The organism is Paenibacillus turicensis (assembly GCF_017873435.1).
GTDB lineage: Bacteria > Bacillota > Bacilli > Paenibacillales > Paenibacillaceae > Fontibacillus > Fontibacillus turicensis.
In genome coordinates, this window is sequence record NZ_JAGGKG010000035.1 from 1 (window position 1) to 17,490 (window position 17,490).

The 17,490-nt window shown below is 40.6% G+C and carries 16 protein-coding genes; 9 read left to right on the top strand and 7 right to left on the bottom strand.

Translation table 11 applies throughout. The features are described from left to right. The first annotated feature begins 1,133 nt into the window (after nt 1–1,133). The gene (abc-f, locus tag J2Z32_RS21950) at nt 1,134–2,990 is read left to right on the top strand and encodes a ribosomal protection-like ABC-F family protein (RefSeq protein ID WP_210091349.1); all 1,857 of its coding nucleotides are present in this window, start codon (nt 1,134–1,136) and stop codon (nt 2,988–2,990) included. Nucleotides 2,991–3,206: 216 nt separating this feature from the next. On the opposite strand, the gene J2Z32_RS21955 is transcribed toward abc-f (J2Z32_RS21950), so the two are convergent. Continuing rightward, nucleotides 3,207–3,443 carry a hypothetical protein gene (locus tag J2Z32_RS21955; RefSeq protein ID WP_210091350.1) on the bottom strand — a complete coding sequence of 79 codons (237 nt, stop codon included), beginning with the start codon at nt 3,441–3,443 and terminating at the stop codon, nt 3,207–3,209. A 22-nt stretch (nt 3,444–3,465) separates the two neighbouring features. On the opposite strand from J2Z32_RS21955, the gene J2Z32_RS21960 reads away from it, so the two are divergent. Next, nucleotides 3,466–4,011, top strand: a complete 546-nt coding sequence (locus tag J2Z32_RS21960) for a hypothetical protein (protein WP_210091351.1) — start codon at nt 3,466–3,468, stop codon at nt 4,009–4,011. 114 nt (nt 4,012–4,125) lie between these two features. Here the strand turns inward: J2Z32_RS21960 and J2Z32_RS21965 are convergent, their stop codons facing one another. The 6 genes from J2Z32_RS21965 to J2Z32_RS21985 form a co-directional block, all read right to left on the bottom strand. Next, nucleotides 4,126–4,476, bottom strand: coding sequence for an EamA family transporter (locus J2Z32_RS21965; RefSeq protein ID WP_210091352.1), 351 nt, complete (start codon nt 4,474–4,476; stop codon nt 4,126–4,128). Continuing rightward, nucleotides 4,454–5,746, bottom strand: coding sequence for an ArnT family glycosyltransferase (locus tag J2Z32_RS21970; RefSeq protein ID WP_210091353.1), 1,293 nt, complete (start codon nt 5,744–5,746; stop codon nt 4,454–4,456). The genes J2Z32_RS21965 and J2Z32_RS21970 overlap by 23 nt, the downstream gene beginning before the upstream one ends. Before the next feature lie 234 nt (nt 5,747–5,980). Beyond that, nucleotides 5,981–7,924, bottom strand: a complete 1,944-nt coding sequence (gene abc-f, locus J2Z32_RS21975) for a ribosomal protection-like ABC-F family protein (protein ID WP_210091354.1) — start codon at nt 7,922–7,924, stop codon at nt 5,981–5,983. A gap of 134 nt (nt 7,925–8,058) precedes the next feature. Beyond that, a complete protein-coding gene (locus J2Z32_RS22605; RefSeq protein ID WP_342453990.1) occupies nt 8,059–8,220 on the bottom strand; it encodes an RAxF-45 family protein in 162 nt (53 codons plus the stop codon). Between the two features lie 101 nt (nt 8,221–8,321). Then, nucleotides 8,322–9,716, bottom strand: a complete 1,395-nt coding sequence (locus tag J2Z32_RS21980; protein WP_210091355.1) for a DUF4097 family beta strand repeat-containing protein — start codon at nt 9,714–9,716, stop codon at nt 8,322–8,324. Between the two features lies 1 nt (nt 9,717). Beyond that, complete coding sequence (locus J2Z32_RS21985) at nt 9,718–10,038, bottom strand: PadR family transcriptional regulator (RefSeq protein ID WP_210091356.1); 321 nt, start codon at nt 10,036–10,038, stop codon at nt 9,718–9,720. 346 nt (nt 10,039–10,384) lie between these two features. On the opposite strand from J2Z32_RS21985, the gene J2Z32_RS21990 reads away from it, so the two are divergent. The 7 genes from J2Z32_RS21990 (at nt 10,385) to J2Z32_RS22020 (ending at nt 17,148) form a co-directional block, all read left to right on the top strand. Further along, nucleotides 10,385–10,774, top strand: coding sequence for a Fur family transcriptional regulator (locus J2Z32_RS21990; RefSeq protein WP_210091357.1), 390 nt, complete (start codon nt 10,385–10,387; stop codon nt 10,772–10,774). Next, nucleotides 10,756–11,550 carry a winged helix-turn-helix transcriptional regulator gene (locus J2Z32_RS21995; RefSeq protein ID WP_210091358.1) on the top strand — a complete coding sequence of 265 codons (795 nt, stop codon included), beginning with the start codon at nt 10,756–10,758 and terminating at the stop codon, nt 11,548–11,550. Before J2Z32_RS21990 ends, J2Z32_RS21995 begins: the two co-directional genes overlap by 19 nt. 271 nt (nt 11,551–11,821) lie before the next feature. After that, nucleotides 11,822–12,478 (top strand): ThuA domain-containing protein, encoded by a 657-nt coding sequence (locus tag J2Z32_RS22000; RefSeq protein ID WP_210091359.1) that lies wholly within the window; start codon nt 11,822–11,824, stop codon nt 12,476–12,478. A gap of 74 nt (nt 12,479–12,552) precedes the next feature. Further along, nucleotides 12,553–12,861, top strand: a complete 309-nt coding sequence (locus tag J2Z32_RS22005) for a phasin family protein (protein WP_210091360.1) — start codon at nt 12,553–12,555, stop codon at nt 12,859–12,861. 2 nt (nt 12,862–12,863) lie between these two features. Beyond that, nucleotides 12,864–14,540 carry an ABC1 kinase family protein gene (locus J2Z32_RS22010; RefSeq protein ID WP_210091361.1) on the top strand — a complete coding sequence of 559 codons (1,677 nt, stop codon included), beginning with the start codon at nt 12,864–12,866 and terminating at the stop codon, nt 14,538–14,540. A 27-nt stretch (nt 14,541–14,567) separates the two neighbouring features. After that, a complete protein-coding gene (locus J2Z32_RS22015; protein WP_210091362.1) occupies nt 14,568–16,136 on the top strand; it encodes a DEAD/DEAH box helicase in 1,569 nt (522 codons plus the stop codon). A 133-nt stretch (nt 16,137–16,269) separates the two neighbouring features. After that, nucleotides 16,270–17,148: a M15 family metallopeptidase gene (locus J2Z32_RS22020; RefSeq protein ID WP_245251705.1), complete on the top strand. Its 879-nt coding sequence runs from the start codon at nt 16,270–16,272 to the stop codon at nt 17,146–17,148. Nucleotides 17,149–17,490: the final 342 nt, after the last annotated feature.

The window sequence follows — 17,490 nt, forward strand, 5'->3', positions numbered from 1 at the left end:
TCAGACTGTTTTGAGTGGCAGTCGCTGTTAGTCTCTGATTTCCATGAAGCTTAATGGTGGAAGAAATCCGAGACTAAAGGCTCCTTTTCCTCAAAACAGTCCTCCGTTTCCCCGAGGCACTTACGAGTCTCTTTGCAAGTTATTGCAGGGGAGCAGTAAGTTATGGAGAGGGGATTACGGAGGATTTTGAGTCGCAGTCGCTGTTATCCGCTGATTCCTTCTGATTGATAAAGTATGTTGGAATCAGCGGATAAAGGCTCCTTTCCCTCAAAATTCTCCTCTATCCCCTGAGTCACTTACGAGCTTCATTGCAAGTTTATCTCGAAGGAGCAGTAAGTGGTGGGAAGGGGAATGTCAGACTGTTTTGAGTGGCAGTCGCTGTTAGTCTCTGATTTCCATGAAGCATAATGGTGGAAGAAATCCGAGACTAAAGGCTCCTTTTCCTCAAACCAGTCCTCAAATCCCCCGAGGCACTTACGAGCTTCTTTGCAAGTTTATCTTTGTGAGCTGTCCGCTGTATAGATTACGAAAATATTTGCAGGTTAGCCCAATGAAGTAGGTTGAAAGTGATGTGGATAGATGCTATATTAGCCATATAAGCGTCTATGCCATTGCATATTGAGTAATATTACTTGTTCTCAGGTCGCTTATTGTATGAAGTGATTTTCGATTTTTAAAAAATGTTATGGAAAATATGGAGGACCTATAGACGATGAAGTAATTACGGATTCCTGTACAAAACTGCAAAAGGGTAGTCAGCGATTGGCTTGCCCATATGCTAACGGCATCTTCATTTTATGGAGATTACGGTCAGGAATACGTATGTCTATAGGGTCTCTTTTTTGTATGCTAAAAAATGAATATATAGCGCAAATTTGGCTTCCTCTGACATCTAAGGATGCAGGTAAGGTGTACTTTATTTTGATATTTTTAAAGTTCACCAATAGGCATCTTTACATCGAGGTATCCTGCTTTGGTGAAGCGATTTTTAGCTATATTTATTCATAAGCATACGAGCATGATATGTGATCCCTAAAATACGTAGATACGACCGTATGCCGTTAGGCTACGGTTTTTTTGTTGTGGTTTTAATGATTTGAATTAACACGTACCTATGGAAATGAGGGATGTATATGCATATTTTACAAGCTTATGATTTATGTAAGGAATGGAATGGCAGAGCATTATTTCAGAATATTAGCTTCGCAGTGAAGGAAGGGGAAGTACTTGCACTATTTGGACGTAATGGTGTGGGGAAAACGACTTTACTACGTGCATTAATGGATCAAATTAAGCTAGATGGTGGAAAGATTGAACGTGGAATACCGCTCGAGCAATGGGGTTGGCTTGAACAGGAGGTGAATCTGGATACTACGCTGCCGCTACTGCAATTTGTCCAGTTGGGTTTAGGTGAGGCCTCCAAGGTGAAGCAGGAAATGGATCGGTTACTTTTGCAAATGGCGCAGGGTCAGCAGGAGCATAATTTAGCAAAATACGATCAATTGTATGAGCGTTATTTACAGTTAGGTGGATATGAGCTAGAGATAAAGGTGGAGAAAAGTCTTCAACAGATGAAGCTAGATAGCTCCTTATGGCAAGTTCCGTTTGGCCAGTTAAGTGGAGGGCAAAAAACGCGAGCACAGCTTGCGAGTCTGATGGTACGTGAGCCTGCGTTTATCATTATGGATGAGCCAACCAATCACCTCGATCAAGCAACGTTGGCTTGGTTAGAGGATTGGGTGAACAATTATACTGGAACGATTCTGTACGTATCCCATGACCGCACGTTTATTAATCGTACAGCAACAACGGTGCTAGAAATGGAAGCTGACAAATGTCAGAGATATACAGGTGGATACGAAGAATATCGTGAGCAGAAGGAGCTTGAGCTTCGTACTAAGGAAACCCTGTATCGACAGCAGGAGCAAAAACGCCGAGAGCTTGAGGAAGCGATTCATCGCTATCAGCAATGGTTTAATAAAGCACATCGAGAAGCGACGAATGTAGACGTAAAAATTACAGCGAGTTATTTTAAAGCAAGGGCGAACAAAAACATTTCTCGATATCATGCAAAGCAGTCTCAACTAGAGCGGTTAAATCAAGAGAAGGTTATTTTGCCAAAGGAAGGCCCTAAGCTGAACATGTCTCTGACAGGGGAAACCTTTGCGGGGCAAACCTTGTTGCGTATGGAGCAGGTTAGCTTTAAGTATGATGAGACCCCGATCCTCAACAATTTTACCTATCATATTAAGCGACATGATCGAATTGCAGTCGTAGGTGACAATGGTACAGGAAAATCAACGCTACTAAAGTTAGCAACAGGGCAATTACAACCGGATGAGGGTGAAATCTTGCTACATCCTTCTATAAAGGTTGGTTATTTTGCGCAAGAGCTAGAAGGGTTAGATGAGCATTTGAGCCTCTTAGATAGCTTGCTTCATTTGCCAAATATGACTCAGACCTATGCAAGGACAATTTTAGGCTGCTTCATGTTTTCTCGTGAGGATGTGTTTAAAGTGATCGGTGACTTGAGTATGGGTGAGCGCTGCCGTGTTGCTTTGTTGCGTCTCTTATTTGGGAATGCAAACTTGCTTGTATTAGATGAACCCACGAACTATTTAGATGTAAGCACACGGGAGGCGGTAGAGGAGGCGCTCGTGCGTTATCCTGGTGTCATTTTGCTGGTTACCCATGATCGCTATTTAGCGCAGAAGATTAGTAATCGGCTTCTTATTTTGGAGGGAGAAGGAAGGATACAACGATTCGAAGGAAGCTATGAGGAATACGAGCAAAGTGGTAAAAGGGATATGGTGCTAGACGCTGAAGCACAAGCCAAGGTAAATGAGCTAGAGCGACTGCAAATGCAGTTAACTATGCTACTCACAGCTCCTGAGCCTGATGGGGAAGAAGCAAAGGCAGAGCTTTTGAAGGAGATTCAAGACTTGAAGATGAGAGTTGCAGAGATTAAAGCAGAGATAGCAGAGTTGTAGGAGGTAAAAGGTTGGAAGTTATAGCTCAAAATTCAGAAGCTTAAAATTTGATGCAAAAAAGCAGAGGTTGGTATCGGTAATGTGGATTTGTGTATTGCTACTATTTTATGCCGTACCAATTCCTCTGCTTTTACTTCAATTATCAATGAGATTTATTAATTGATTATTTTTTTTTATGGACTAGTCATATTTAACTTTATTCCGTAAAACTATCCCTCATCCATTCAAAAAACCGTTTTTATCATAATGGGGATAATGGTCGGATTGGTCCATTTTAGCGTAGGAAATTTCTGATGATCCTGGCTCTCCATGTACATATATAATGACTGGATTGCTTACATCCTTACCGCGAATCATAATTTGTTGCTGAACACCATTAATTTTGAATTGCTCTAATACGTTAATACTGTGAGTACCCTCAATTTTTGGTGTCCAGTAGGAACAATTAATCATCAACAAAATACAAGGAGAAATCATGAGAGATTTTAAAATTCGTCTTATTATCATCATCTTGTGTATAGGGATTTTTAGTTTAATTATCTATTTTCAAAGGGATAAATATAGTGAAGTGAGTCAGGATTTAATTTATGAAGTTGCGACAAGGGAAAATTTCAAAATTCTTGATTATGAGATTAAGAATGATGTAGAGAGACCCTTTGCTTATGTTTTTTTTGAGAGAAGATATAAAATCGGCGTCTATTGGATCATGGTAAAAAATAATAAATTGAATTATGGCGAAATGCTTTTAATGGGTGGTAGCAGTAAAAGTAAGGTTGAAACGATAGGTATGGGTTCGGGTTATCCCTATGAGTTGATTCGAATTCATGATGAAGACATTTTAAATAAAGGAAAAGTAATCTTATTTTCTTTTGGAAATAAAAAACAATATCAGCTAAGTATGAACAAAAACAAAAAAGATTATATGATAGTTGGGGATTATGAAGAGGGCGTTCAATCTTCATCATCTTCTTTAGTTATATTGGATGATAATGATCAGATTATTTATGAAGAAGATCTTTAAAAGTGGGATGTCTATATCAACAGCACAAAAAAGCAGACTTTTCTTAAAGTTACCTCTAAGAGAAATCTGCTTTTAGTGTTCCTAATTTTTTATTTTTTTCACAGGCTACCTTTACTACCTCGCCAACAAATAAACCCCAACCAAAATCACGGCAACACCTGCTAGCTTGGTCATTGTAATGATTTCACCAAATAAGAAGTAAGCAGGGAGCAATGCAATGACATAAGCCAAAGCTTGCATCGGGTACGCTTGACTTAATGGTAAGCGTGTTAATACGCCAAACCATAGTATCGTTGCAATCCCATATAAAGCGAGCCCACTTATTAGAAGTGGGGAGGTGATCATTTTTTGCCATACAAAGCCACCTGCACGCTGTAAGCCTAACTTAAATAAAACCTGACCTGTGACGAGTAAGACGATGTTGCCAAGCAACATCCCGTAACTAATTAATTTCGCCTTCTCCATATTTCCTCCTGTTTGAGAACAAACCCACAATTTCACTAATCAAATAAGAACCAAATATAATTAACATCCACATTTGCGGATAACCATAACGATTAAAGGCAACGAATGGGAAATAAATCACAGTGAAGTATCCAAGTGTCAGTAAGATTGGCAGGAGCTTATCCCAATGTTTACGAATTTTTGCATGATATAAGGCTAACCCAATCCCTAACATATTGACCACCATCAATACGATTTGAATAACGTTCATGACAGGGCGAGTGATGGGCCAAAATGGACGAGAGTAAAACGGATGAAAGTATAGCTCCACCCATCTTCCTATCGTGTACCAATATAAATACTTAAATGGCTCATGCTTGAAGCCGTAAGCAATAATATCTTTCCCCTTTTGCACCGCCGCTTGATCGTAGCCTTGGAAGATCGTTTTAGGATCATATTCGGGATGCTCTATAAAAAATCCTGCTGGTGGGAGCTGTCCACGAATTTTTGTCCCTAATAAGAAGGGGCTACCTCCAGAGTTAGTGAACAAAATAAATTTGTTAAAGGTCACCCAGTTTCTAATCCACCACGGGGTGAGTAGCACAATATAGGTGATTGCCATCCATGCTACATGCTTAATCATTAAGCGCCAAGGTAGTTTGTTTCTCCACCAAAAGATAAGGAATACAGCGGGATACAACGTAGCATGTGGCTTGAAATAGGCAGCTACCGCAGTAAGTACACCCATTAAAATATACCAGCTTGTTTTATTTTTATCGAGTGCAATAAAGGTAGTGATCACCATCAGCAACATAATAGTACGGAAAATTGTTTCCATTAAAATCGAACCAGACGAGAAATAGTCCGGTAAATATAAGCAACTTAATGCAGATGCGATTAACGCTACACGTGTGTTAAAGGTACGTCTTGCAATACAAAATATGAAATAAATAGATAAAGCCTGTAATATACAATGAAAAATACGGAACGCAATAACTCCACCTGTTTCCTGACCAAATACGGACATAAAACCAGCTAACATAATTGGGAACGCTGGCATGATAAATGCAGAGGGATCTTCACCAGTGTTATAGGCGAGAACACCCTTGTTTAAGATCAACCGTGCTGAATGAATATATTTAACATCATCGTTATTCCGTTTAACCAAATCACCTAATAAAAAATAATCGTTATAATACAATACGACAATGCAAGAAATCACAAAGGTAAATAATACCATTCCGGCTAATAACATTTTTGTCCTACGGCTTTCTCCTGCTAAAGAAAACAAAATATATCCACTCCAAATCTTAGAATATCTTAGATCATTTAAAGCATAAACCAAAACACAATGTCTTATTATAACACATACGTAAGACGCACAACGAATGGAGAAGGTTCACTCTTATCTGTCAAAACAGACGAAATAATAAAAGAAGCTAGAAAAAAGCTAGAAACCCTTTTTGGTTTAAGGGCTCCTAGCATTCAATTTAAGTGATTTAAATATTAGTGATTATTTAAGATGCTACAGCTCTAAATATTGTGCTAACAGCGTATCCAGTTGAATCTCTAGCTGGTCTTTTTGCGCCTGAAGCTCAATCAGCTTATCTACATCTGAGGCGATCTGAATGTCATTCATTGTAGTGTGAATGTGTTCCAGTTGCGCTTCAACCTCTTTAATTTGTTGCTCCAGCTTTTCCCCCTGCTTTATCAGGTTCTTAGTCTGAGCAGCTTGAGTATTTTGAGTAGATTTCATATTGTGATCTGCTGGCTTCGTCCTAGTAGGCTGAATCAATTGTGATGCATGAGACGTCGTACTTACAGCATCCTTTTCTAAATTAGACATTTTTGCCCGCTCATGCTCATAATCCTCATAGTTTCCTTGGGTGACAATCAGCTTATACTGCTCGATACTCCAGATTTGAGTCGCAATTTTGTTAATAAAATATCGATCGTGAGAAATTGCCAGTAGTGAGCCAGCATAGTTCAGTAATGCTTCCTCTAATGCTTCTCTGGAGTCAATATCAAGATGGTTAGTAGGTTCATCTAACAGGAGTAGGTTAGGTTTCTTTTGCATCAACATTGCCAAACGCAATCTCGTCCATTCGCCACCAGAAAGATTGGATACCGTCTTAAACACATCCGCCCCATAAAATAAAAATTTTGCTAGCTCAGCTCTAGCTTCACCTTGCTCCATCGCCACCTCATCGCAATAAGCCCGTAATACAGTGATCGATTGGGCCGGTGGTGCTTCCTCCTGAGCCAAATAACCAAGCTGCACACGAGAGCCAACTTTAATTTCACCTTCGGTCAAAGGCACCTCACCTAAAATGCTTTTAAACAAGGTGGTTTTGCCTGAGCCATTTGCTCCGATCACCACTGCCTTTTCTCTATATTGTAACGTATGCGTCACTTTATGGAATAACAGCTTACTATCATAGCTTTTACTAATTTCTTTAAGAACAAGGACATCTTTGCCTGTGCGATCGTCTAGGTCTAATTGTAATCCTATCGATTTACGCTCTAAAATAGGACGTTTTAGCTTTGTCATCCGATCAAGTGCTTTTTGCATCGAGGCGGCTCTTCGGTGGAAGCCTGCGTTTGGAGGATTGGATTGATTCCCCCATTCAATAAGCTGCTTAATCGCTTCCTTCATTTTTTTAATCTTTTTTTGCTGTTCTTGATATTGTGCAAATTGTAATAGAAGCTGGCGCTCCTTTTCCACCTTATAGTCACTGTAGTTGGAGTGATAAGTAAAGGCTTCTCCATCTTCGATTTCGATAATTTTGTCAACGACCATATCAAGAAAATAACGATCATGTGAAATGACCACAACCGTACCAGTAAACTCCTTCAAAAACTGCTCTAGCCACAAAATCGAAGGCATATCCAGATGGTTGGTAGGTTCATCTAACAATAGTAAATCAGGTTGACGTAGCAAAATAATGGCTAAACCGACCTTCGTTTTTTCGCCCCCAGATAAGGAGTGAACAGGTTGGGCTAGCTGACTTTCTGTTATGCCTAATCCGTTTGCAATCTTAGAAATGGATGCTTCCATTTCGTAGCCGCCCTGAAGCTGGAATTGCTCCTGTAGCTTGCCGTAACGAGCCAACATTTGCTCCATGCTTGCTGCTGGATCTGCCATTGCCATCTGCTGCTCTAAGACCGCCATCTCACGTTGAATATGAAGTAAATCGTCAAATGCAGTATGCAACACCTCGTGTACGGATTGCTCCTCTGCAAATCTTGGAATTTGCGCTAAGCTAGCGATCGTACTGCCACGCGCGATGCTGAGTGTACCCCCATCTGGTGTGTCGCTTCCATTTAAAAGCGAGAGTAGGGTGGACTTCCCTGTACCATTTCGACCGATGAGTCCAACCTTATCTCCTTTTTTGATCTCGAACGAGACATCACTTAATACAAGATTAGCACCATAATATTTACGTATATTTTGAGATTGAATCATCATTATTTTTAGGCTCCTTTAGGTAAATGCGTCATTTGCCATCACCTACACCTACCTAGACCTAAAAAAGACAAACAAAAAAAGGCTGCAGGAAATCTGCAACCTTCTTTACACTCATGTGTAGCTTTATATAGCTATTAACGTCTGAGGTTAAGGTAGGAGCGGCATTTCGAATGTATTTTGAATATGGAATTATTGAATTTGGACAGACTGATCCCGTTATTCAAAAATACATGAGTAATGCCAAATAATGCCATTGGCAATTGGCTAATGATATTCCATACTTTATTGCGATCCATTCCTACCCACCTCCTTCTTTAAACATAATTGTTCATAGTATAGCGTAAAGTGATGAATTGGTCAAAATAAGCCTGATCAACCCCGGATAATAAGCCTAAGCTTAATTAAATATAATATCCCCTGAACTTGTTTCGATTGTAATGGTATCTCCTGTAACTGCGGGTGAATCAGGAGCTAGTATATCTCCAGACGAGGTAGATAATTTGTAGATTCCTTGAAATGCTTTATCTTTTGAGATACTGACATCGCCAGACGAAGTTGAAATCGACAAGGAATCAGAGCGTTGTCCATCAAGGATAACTTCGCCAGAACTACTTTGTATTTTTCCGTCTCCCGTTAACTGTTCTACTAAAATATCTCCACTAGAGGAACTTAGGTCAATATTACCCTTAACTTGCTCTAGCTTCATTTCGCCAGATGAAGATTGTGATGTTACATTTCCAGTTGTATTCTCTAGATTAAGGTCCCCAGAGTTCGTGCTAATTTTAATTTCCTTTGCAAGAAGTTGATTTGCAGATAAAGAACCAGAGGAACTATTTAAAGCTAATTGATCTGCAGTTATATTATCTGCTTCAATATCCCCTGACGATGTAGTTACAGTTACCTTGCGACTGACCATCTTCTGTACTTGGATTTCACTGGAACCTGTATTTACAGTAAACTCATTTAGTGCTTGATCTTGATTTAAAGCAACAATAATTTTTATTTTATCCTCATCATCCGAAAAGTTGAAAGAAAACCACTGCCACTTATTTGAGCTATTTAAATTTAAGCCTAGGGAATTTCCTGCAATTTTTGTAGCTTCTAAGTTATCAATTAGATATTGCGGCATTTTGCCAGTAATCTCTACATAACCTTCTGTTTTATTGGTCGTCGTATATTGGACATCGATGTCAAAATCAGTATCAATATTTAAGCTTTGTAGTGGCTGATTGGTTAAATCAAAATTCCAGCGTTGTGAATAGCTAGAGGTCGATTCATCTTTGTTGCTTATGAAGCCTAAACCAGAGCCAAAGCCATAGTACGCTATCCCCAAAATTCCAACTAGGATGAGTGTGATTGCAAGTAAGCGAGATGGTTTTCTGTTTTTCCTTGATGGAGCGTTTGCCGTTTTAAAATCGTTAAATTGAGCTTGTTGAGCTTGTTGAGCTTGTTGAGCTTGCTGGGCTTGTTGAGTCTTTTGAGCTTCGCGTTCTTGTTGTTGTTGGACTGATTGAGCAGATTGATCAAGTGGAGGAGCTGGAACATGCTCATCATTAGGTGTTTCTGGATTAAACCAATATATCGGCTGGTCAGGTACGTAACGGCTCCCTAATGCCTCCTTTGCTAGTTCCTCTGGATCACCTAGCTCAGCAACAATTTCCTCTTCTGTTTTACCGTTTTGTAAGCCGAAGGCAAAATGCGATTCATAATCCTCCATTAACTCATTACATTCTTCTGGTGGCAGCACACTTAATTTCAACCGTAAGGTAGCCATAAATTGAGCTTTGGTCATATTATATTCCTCTCTCGATTAAACTTGATACACTTTGTACAAAGTGCTTCCATTCAATGGCTAACCGTCTCATATATTGCTCTCCTAATGGGGTTAGCTTGTAATATTTACGTGGGGGACCTTCTGGGGACTCCTGTAAATAGGTCGTACAATAGCCTTCATTTACAATTCTGCGGAGTAGTGGGTATAGTGCGCCTTCAGCGACTTGAATATGTGCAGATACGGATTGGGCCAACTCGTAGCCGTACCGATCACGCTCATGAATAAGCACTAACACACACAACTCCAGAGCCCCCTTTTTAAATTGGACACTGATATCCAAGTGATAACCGCCTCTTTTCTATATTCGTTGCTATCATCAATTATTAATCACTTTTATATTCAAAGGTATCACTAACGCTAGAGTATTTTACTAAAATCGGTAATCGTTAGTGAATGTAGTAGCTAATAAGTTTATTATAGTAGTGATTAATATTCAGTACTATAAATTTTATGATATCATTGTATTATTAATAATACAATAGACCAGAAGTATGCTAATCCGTACCAATCTATTCGCAAAAATAACACAAAGCACTAACACAAAGCTAATCACAAAATTGACGTTTTCTATAATAAGACTTATACTAATTCTAAATATTAATGATAGAGAGAAGATGGTTCTGGTTATGAAGTCAATTAATTTAACAACACAGCGTAGAGCCGTTTATGATGTCGTTAAAAATGCAAATGATCATCCTACGGCTGCGGAGGTTATGAATAGACTCGTTGAACAAGGATATAATTTTGCTTATGGAACTGTATATAATTCTCTACGATATTTAACAGATAAAGAACTTATTCGTGAGCTTAAGCTAGGTGAAGCTGCAAGTCGCTATGATGCTAAACTGGACGATCATCAGCATATTTTATGTGAGGTATGTGGACGTGTGGATGAAGTGATGACGCAGGTTCCAGCCAGCTGGAGTGACACTGTAGCTATAGAAACAGGGTATAAAGTACACCATGCACATGTTGTATTTGGGGGGGTATGTCCTGAATGTCAAGAGAAGAAGTAAACGACACAGTTATAGAAGCTAATCGTAATTTTACGAGTATGGAGGATATTTTTGGTGGCAAAAATGCTTGTCCAATTACACAAAGAGTAATTTTAGTCAGCCCTGCTCCGAGTAACATTCATGAACTCGTAAGAGACTTGTCTGATGGCTGCTTTGATGTGATGGTGTTCCATCATATGGAGCAAGCATTACGTAATGCGGGAGCCGCAGACTTACTTATATTTGATCTAACTGCCTATGGTGAGGGTCACGAGCAGGATGCTCAAGTGATTAAATCATTTCTTATGCAGGATGTGGGGGACACTCCATCTTTAATTTTGATCAAACCCTCGATGTTGTCTCTGGGGGATCAAGCTCTGATGAATAGGGAATTACTTGTGTGGCCTGCCCATCCCCAAGAGGTGGTCTACCATGCTCAACGTATTATTCGTAATGGGAATGGACGTTCACCGTCCTCCTTGTTATTAGCAGGAACTTCTCCTGCCATTTATAAGGATTTGTGGATTGACCGCAAGAAAATGGCGATTTATCGTGATGGTCAAAAAATTGATCTAACTAAAACGGAATATGAGCTATTAATTACTTTGCTTGAGCATGAAGGCACTGTCTTATCTCGTGAGGAGCTTTTAGCGAAGGTCTGGGGGACTAGCTTCCTTGGTGGCAGCAATACCATTGATGCCCACATTAAAAGCCTAAGAAAGAAGTTAGGAGATCGCGCTTCACAGCCTTTATATATCGCCACGGTTCGTGGGGTTGGTTATCGCCTTGCAGACTAGGATGTTTTATTAATACGGTAATGGGTTTTCCGATTTACGCTGAAGTACAAATTTTTTTAACACTAGCGGTATTGCCCTATAGGTTAGATGCGGCAGTATCGCTTTTTTTAGATTGTTTTGTCACTACTAACTATTTAGTTCTATTCTCCGATATAGTGAGATATGTTGATAATGGTGCAAAAAAAATTTTGCAGGTAAGCGGGATATTGTCTTAAGAAGTAGAAATTGATATGATGGTACACCATGTATGTGGTAAGGAGGAATTATATAAATGTCAAATCGAAAAAGAGCGTTGCTCCTTGGGGACTATACGCACCCCAAATTTCATCCCCTACAAGGCGTAGATGAAGAAATTACACGTATTTTACAAGATGCATTAACGGTACAATGTAGTGAAAATAAACAAATGCTAGAAAAAGAAAATTTAGAGTCGTTTGACTTATGTATTGCATACCAAGATACTTGGTCTGATAAGGTATCTTCTAAGCAAGCCGCAGGGCTATTGTCCTTTGTAAGCGCGGGTGGAGGTTTACTTGTGCTTCATAATGGGATCGTACTCCATAAAAAATACGAGCTAGCACAGTTAATTGGAGCAAAAAATACAGCAAATCCACCGATGCAAAAACTAGAAATCAAAATTGCAGATGATAAACATGATATTGTTAAAGGAATTAGCCCTTTTGAAATTTATGATGAACCATATCCATTTGAATTTGACCCATTTAATGAGACTACAGTTTTGCTGACGTATGAATTAAATGGTGAGACACATCCAGCTGCTTGGGCGCATGCCTATGGCCTGGGACGTGTCGTGTACTTATTGCCTGGTCGCGATCAAGCGGCATTCCAGCATCCTGAATATCGTAAGGTTGTGTTGCAAGCTGCAAAGTGGGCGGCAAGATGCCCAGAGGGTGGATTAGAATTTTAAAATGACATTTCTCTTATCTTATTAGCGAAAATTGGTTAATATACTTGTATACAGGTCGAAAGGAGAAGATGAATATGAGCGACTTTCTAAAGAAGGCATTTTCATTAGGACTTGGGTTGACCTTAGTAAGCAAGGAAAAAGTAGAACAAATCGTGGATGATTTAGTGAAGCGTGGGGAGCTAGCACCTACAGAATCCAAGGCGTTGGTTGAAAAGCTGCTAGATCGTGGTGATGAAGAACAAGCGCGTCTAAAGGATTGGATTAATGAGCAGGTAGTAAATGCATTAAAGCAAACGGGTGTGGCTAGTACAAAGGATGTCGAAGAATTAACCCGTCGGGTAGCAGAGCTTGAAATTAAGCTATCTGAGCTACAGCATCCTTAAAAATGGGCAAATTCGTCCGACATACAGGCCGCTATCGCGAAATAGCCATGGTGCTTGGCCGCCATGGCTTTGGCTATATTGCTGAAGAAATAGGACTAACTCGATTAGTCTCCATCCCGTTAAGGTGGGCACATAAGGAGTCACGTGCACATGAATCCATCTCACTGGCTAGACGTATTCGCCTTGTGCTTGAAGAATTAGGCCCAACCTTTGTTAAGGCAGGTCAGCTTGCAAGTACACGTACAGATTTGTTGCCAGATGCAATCATTGATGAGCTTGTGAAGCTTCAATATCAAGTGCAACCGATTCCGATAGAAGCAGTTAAGGCAGTAGTAAATGAGGAATTTGGAATGTTGCCTGAGGAGCTATTTGCTGCTTTTGATGAAAATCCACTTGCCGCGGCCTCGCTTGGACAAGTCCATCGAGCTGAATTACTCACTGGTGAGCAGGTCGTGGTCAAGGTGCAACGTCCAAGTGTTAGTGAAAGTGTTCATCGAGATTTGGAAATATTGTGGAATTTAACGCTAATGGCTAAACGCCATATTAAATGGGTGGAACAATATCAGATTGCTGATATCGTAGAGGAATTTTCACGCTCTATTAAAGCAGAGCTGGATTATACGGTTGAAGGACGGAATACGGATAAAATGGCAGAGCAATTAAAAAGCATGTCAGACATCACGATTCCATCAGTACATTGGGAGTATTGTTCCCCAAAGGTGCTCACACTTGGCTTTGTACAAGGCATTCATTTAAATCAAAAACAAGAAATGATAAATCAGCAGCTCGATATTTGTGAATTAGCAAAAAAATTAGTGAACAGTATGCTTCATCAGATTTTTGTGACAGGCTTCTTTCATGCTGATCCCCATCCAGGTAATCTGCTTGCGATGCAGGAGGGGCAGTTAGGGTTTATTGATTTTGGTATGGTAGGGAAGCTGGATGTGATGATGCGAGAGCATTTATCTTCACTAATTATTGCACTGATGCGTAAAAATCCAGATGGCATGGTGAGTGCGATTTCACAAATGGGCTTGCTAAATGATGATGTTGATATGACAATACTTAAGCGAGATTTAGGGCGGTTACAGGACAAATATTATGATCTCTCCTTTTCAGATATGTCGATAGGGACGGCACTACAGGACCTATTTGGAATTGCAAGAGTGCATGGTATTGTGATGCCTAGCGATTTGCTTCTAGTTGGTAAAGCGTTATTGACGATTGAAGGCGTTGCACTTTCGCTCGATCCAAGTCTAAGTATTTTGGATTTGGCGGAGCCGTTTGGCAAGCAGCTCTTGCGTGATAAATATTCGCCGTTAAAGGTGGGGCGTAAGCTACTCCATCATGGTGTGGAACTATTTGAATCGCTTAGTGAGCTACCAACCCAAGCAAGGAAAATCACCTCTTTATTGTCAAAGGGCAAGGTGAAGGTAGAGATGGATGTGCCTGAATTAAACTCGATGCTGAAAAAGCTAGATCGAATTGGCAACAGACTCTCATTTAGTATTGTTTTACTGGCATTTAGTATTATTATGGTAGGATTGATTATTGGTTCTTCTTTAACACGAAAACCAACGATGTTATGGGATTTTCCGGCTATTGAGATTGGCTTTATTGTGGCTGCACTGATGGTTATTTGGTTGCTGTATTCCATATTCAAGTCAGGAAGGTTCTAGTAGCATACATTTGATGAGGTGAGAATATTGGCTAACTTTAATAACTGGGGTCTTTCTAAAGGCCTTCTAGATGCACTACAAAGGCAAGGAATTACGTCACCAACTCCGGTACAGGAGGCGTCCATTCCCGTTCAGCTTACAGGGGAAGATGTCATTGTACAAGCACAGACAGGGACAGGGAAAACACTTGCTTTTTTACTTCCTTTAATCGAAAAAATTTCAGTGGATCGCCCTGATGCACAAGCTTTAATTATTACACCAACACGTGAGCTTGCACTACAAATTACCCAAGAGGCACGTAAGCTAGCAGAAGGAAAAGAAGGCTTATCTATTCTTGCCGCTTATGGTGGACAAGACGTAGAACGTCAGCTTCGTAAGCTTAAAAATGGTATTCAGCTTGTTATTGGTACGCCGGGACGTCTGCTGGATCATTTGCGTCGTGGATCGCTAACTTTAGGGGCTGTAAGGTATTTGGTATTGGATGAAGCGGATCAAATGCTGCATATGGGCTTTTTGGCTGAGGTGGAGGATATTATTTCGGGTATTCCGCGTAGCCGTCAAACGATGTTATTTTCTGCGACAATGCCAGATAATGTGAAGCGCTTAGCTAAGGCATATATGAAGGAACCAAAGGATATTAAAATCACCCCAGCGTCTCGTCAGACGTTAGATAGCATTAAGCAAATCGTTATTAGCTGTACTGATCGTGGTAAGCAAAATGCGTTAATCCAATCGATTAAAACACAGCGTCCTTATTTAGCTGTTATTTTTTGCCGAACAAAGAGACGGGCTAGTACATTAAACGAAGCATTACAGGAAGCAGGCTTTTCCTCAGATGAGCTACATGGTGACTTATCGCAATCGAAGCGTGAACAGGTTATGCGTGCATTTCGTGATGCGAAGCTGGAAGTACTAGTGGCTACTGATGTGGCTGCACGTGGGATTGATGTTGAAGGGGTTACCCACGTCTATAACTACGACATTCCGCAGGATGTGGACAGCTACATTCACCGAATTGGTCGGACGGGTCGCGCAGGGGAAAAAGGGGTTGCGATCACCTTTGCTGCTCCAAGAGATATGGAGGCCTTACGTCTGATTGAACAAGGCATTGGCAAACGCTTAGAGCGTCAAACTTTTCATGGTGAAGCACAAGGTACATCTACATTAACTACCTCTCGTGCTAGCTCAGGCACAGGTTCAGGTCGAGCTGGCAAAGGTAGTCGCAGAGATGAAGGACAAGGTCAAGGACGTGGACGCAGAGAGTCAACAGGAACAGGCTCAGGTCGATCAGGCTCACGAGGACAAGGAGGCAAAAGGCAAGCACAAAGTCAAGAGCAAGGACAGCGTGGTCAAGCTAGCTCAAATCGTCGTGAGGGTCTAGGTAGCTGGGATATTACTGATGGCACAGGTTCAGCGCGTAGATCTGGCAATCAATCAGGTGGGCGTTCCTCTAAGGGGAACGGACAAGCTAGTGGAAGAGGTCAAGGAAGAAGTAACGATAAACGTTCCTCTGGACAAGGACAAGGTGGCGGTCGTCGTGGAGGCAGAAGCGCTGATCAAGGTGGCCGTAGTGGCAGCAGAGGCCGTGGAAGATAACGATATAAATTTTCATGGTTAACCTCAGTGGTTAATCGTAATATTTTATAATTTCTAAATAAGTTCGAAATATTTTTGAAACAAGTTTATGAGATAACTAGAATATACAGTACAACAGGGAAGGAGAAACCCCATGAAGCTTAAGCATATTAAGATGTTAAAACTGGTCGCAATGCTGTGTATGATCACTGTTTTATTAGCGGCTTGTGCCCCAGATATCCCTAAAAATGCTGCAAATTCTAGCACCTCTGCTCAAAATTCGAAGCCAGGAACAGATAACGATAAAAATAATGTTACTGGTGATAATGATGATGTGGACAAACCAGAGAACCAACCTGAAGAACCAGGTTCCAAAGGGAATAACGAGGTAACCCAGGGAGAGCCTTCCAATACAAAGGGCAATGATGATAAAGCGGCGTCTGCGGATCCCAACAGCATGGCAGTACTAATTAATAAAGAGTTTGGTTTGCCAGAGGATTACAGTCCTACGGACCTTGTGTATCCTGACGTTCCTTTTTTGTTCAAGGAAAAAATCGAGAAGCGACAAATGCGGAGTGAAGCGGCTGGAGCACTTGAAGAGTTATTTGCTGCTGCGAAAAAGGACGGTATCTATTTGGCAGGCGTATCTGCATATCGTTCGACGAAGACACAAACAGCTCTTTTTAATCGGTATGTCAAAAAGGATGGTTTAGAAAAAGCTAAAACCTATAGCGCTGAGCCAGGTCATAGCGAGCATACGACAGGGCTTGCGATCGATGTATCTGGAAGCACAGGTAAATGTGCGGCTGAAAGCTGCTTTGGTGACACAGATGAAGCAAAATGGCTAGACAAGCACGCTACTGAATATGGTTTTATTATCCGTTATCCAGAAGGTAAAGAAAAAATTACAGGATACAAATATGAGCCATGGCACTTACGGTATGTTGGCAAGGAAATGTCAAAGGATATTGGTGAACGAGGAATCACGCTGGAGGAATATTATGATGCCGTTCCAGTCTCGGCCAATCCATAATTCATTATTTTGTGAATCGCTTTGCTGAACTAAGATGTGCAAATCTCGACTAAGCAGGATAACTTTTTCGCAAACAGTCATTAAACACAGCTCTTAAAAAATGGAGCTGTGTTTTTTACGTTGAATTTGCTCTATTTTGAATGAAATGATCATATTCTCAAATAAAACGCTTTAAATTGGGCTCCATCTTGAAATGAGTGCTTGAGTGCTAACACAAGCTAGCGAAGAGACAGAGAGATTGTGAAGGTTGTCTCCCTCCTTATATTTCATTTTTCTTACGCTAGCTCGCTCATTCGCAGAATATCATTTGTTAGATTATCAAATGAAGGCGAAGAAGGAGGA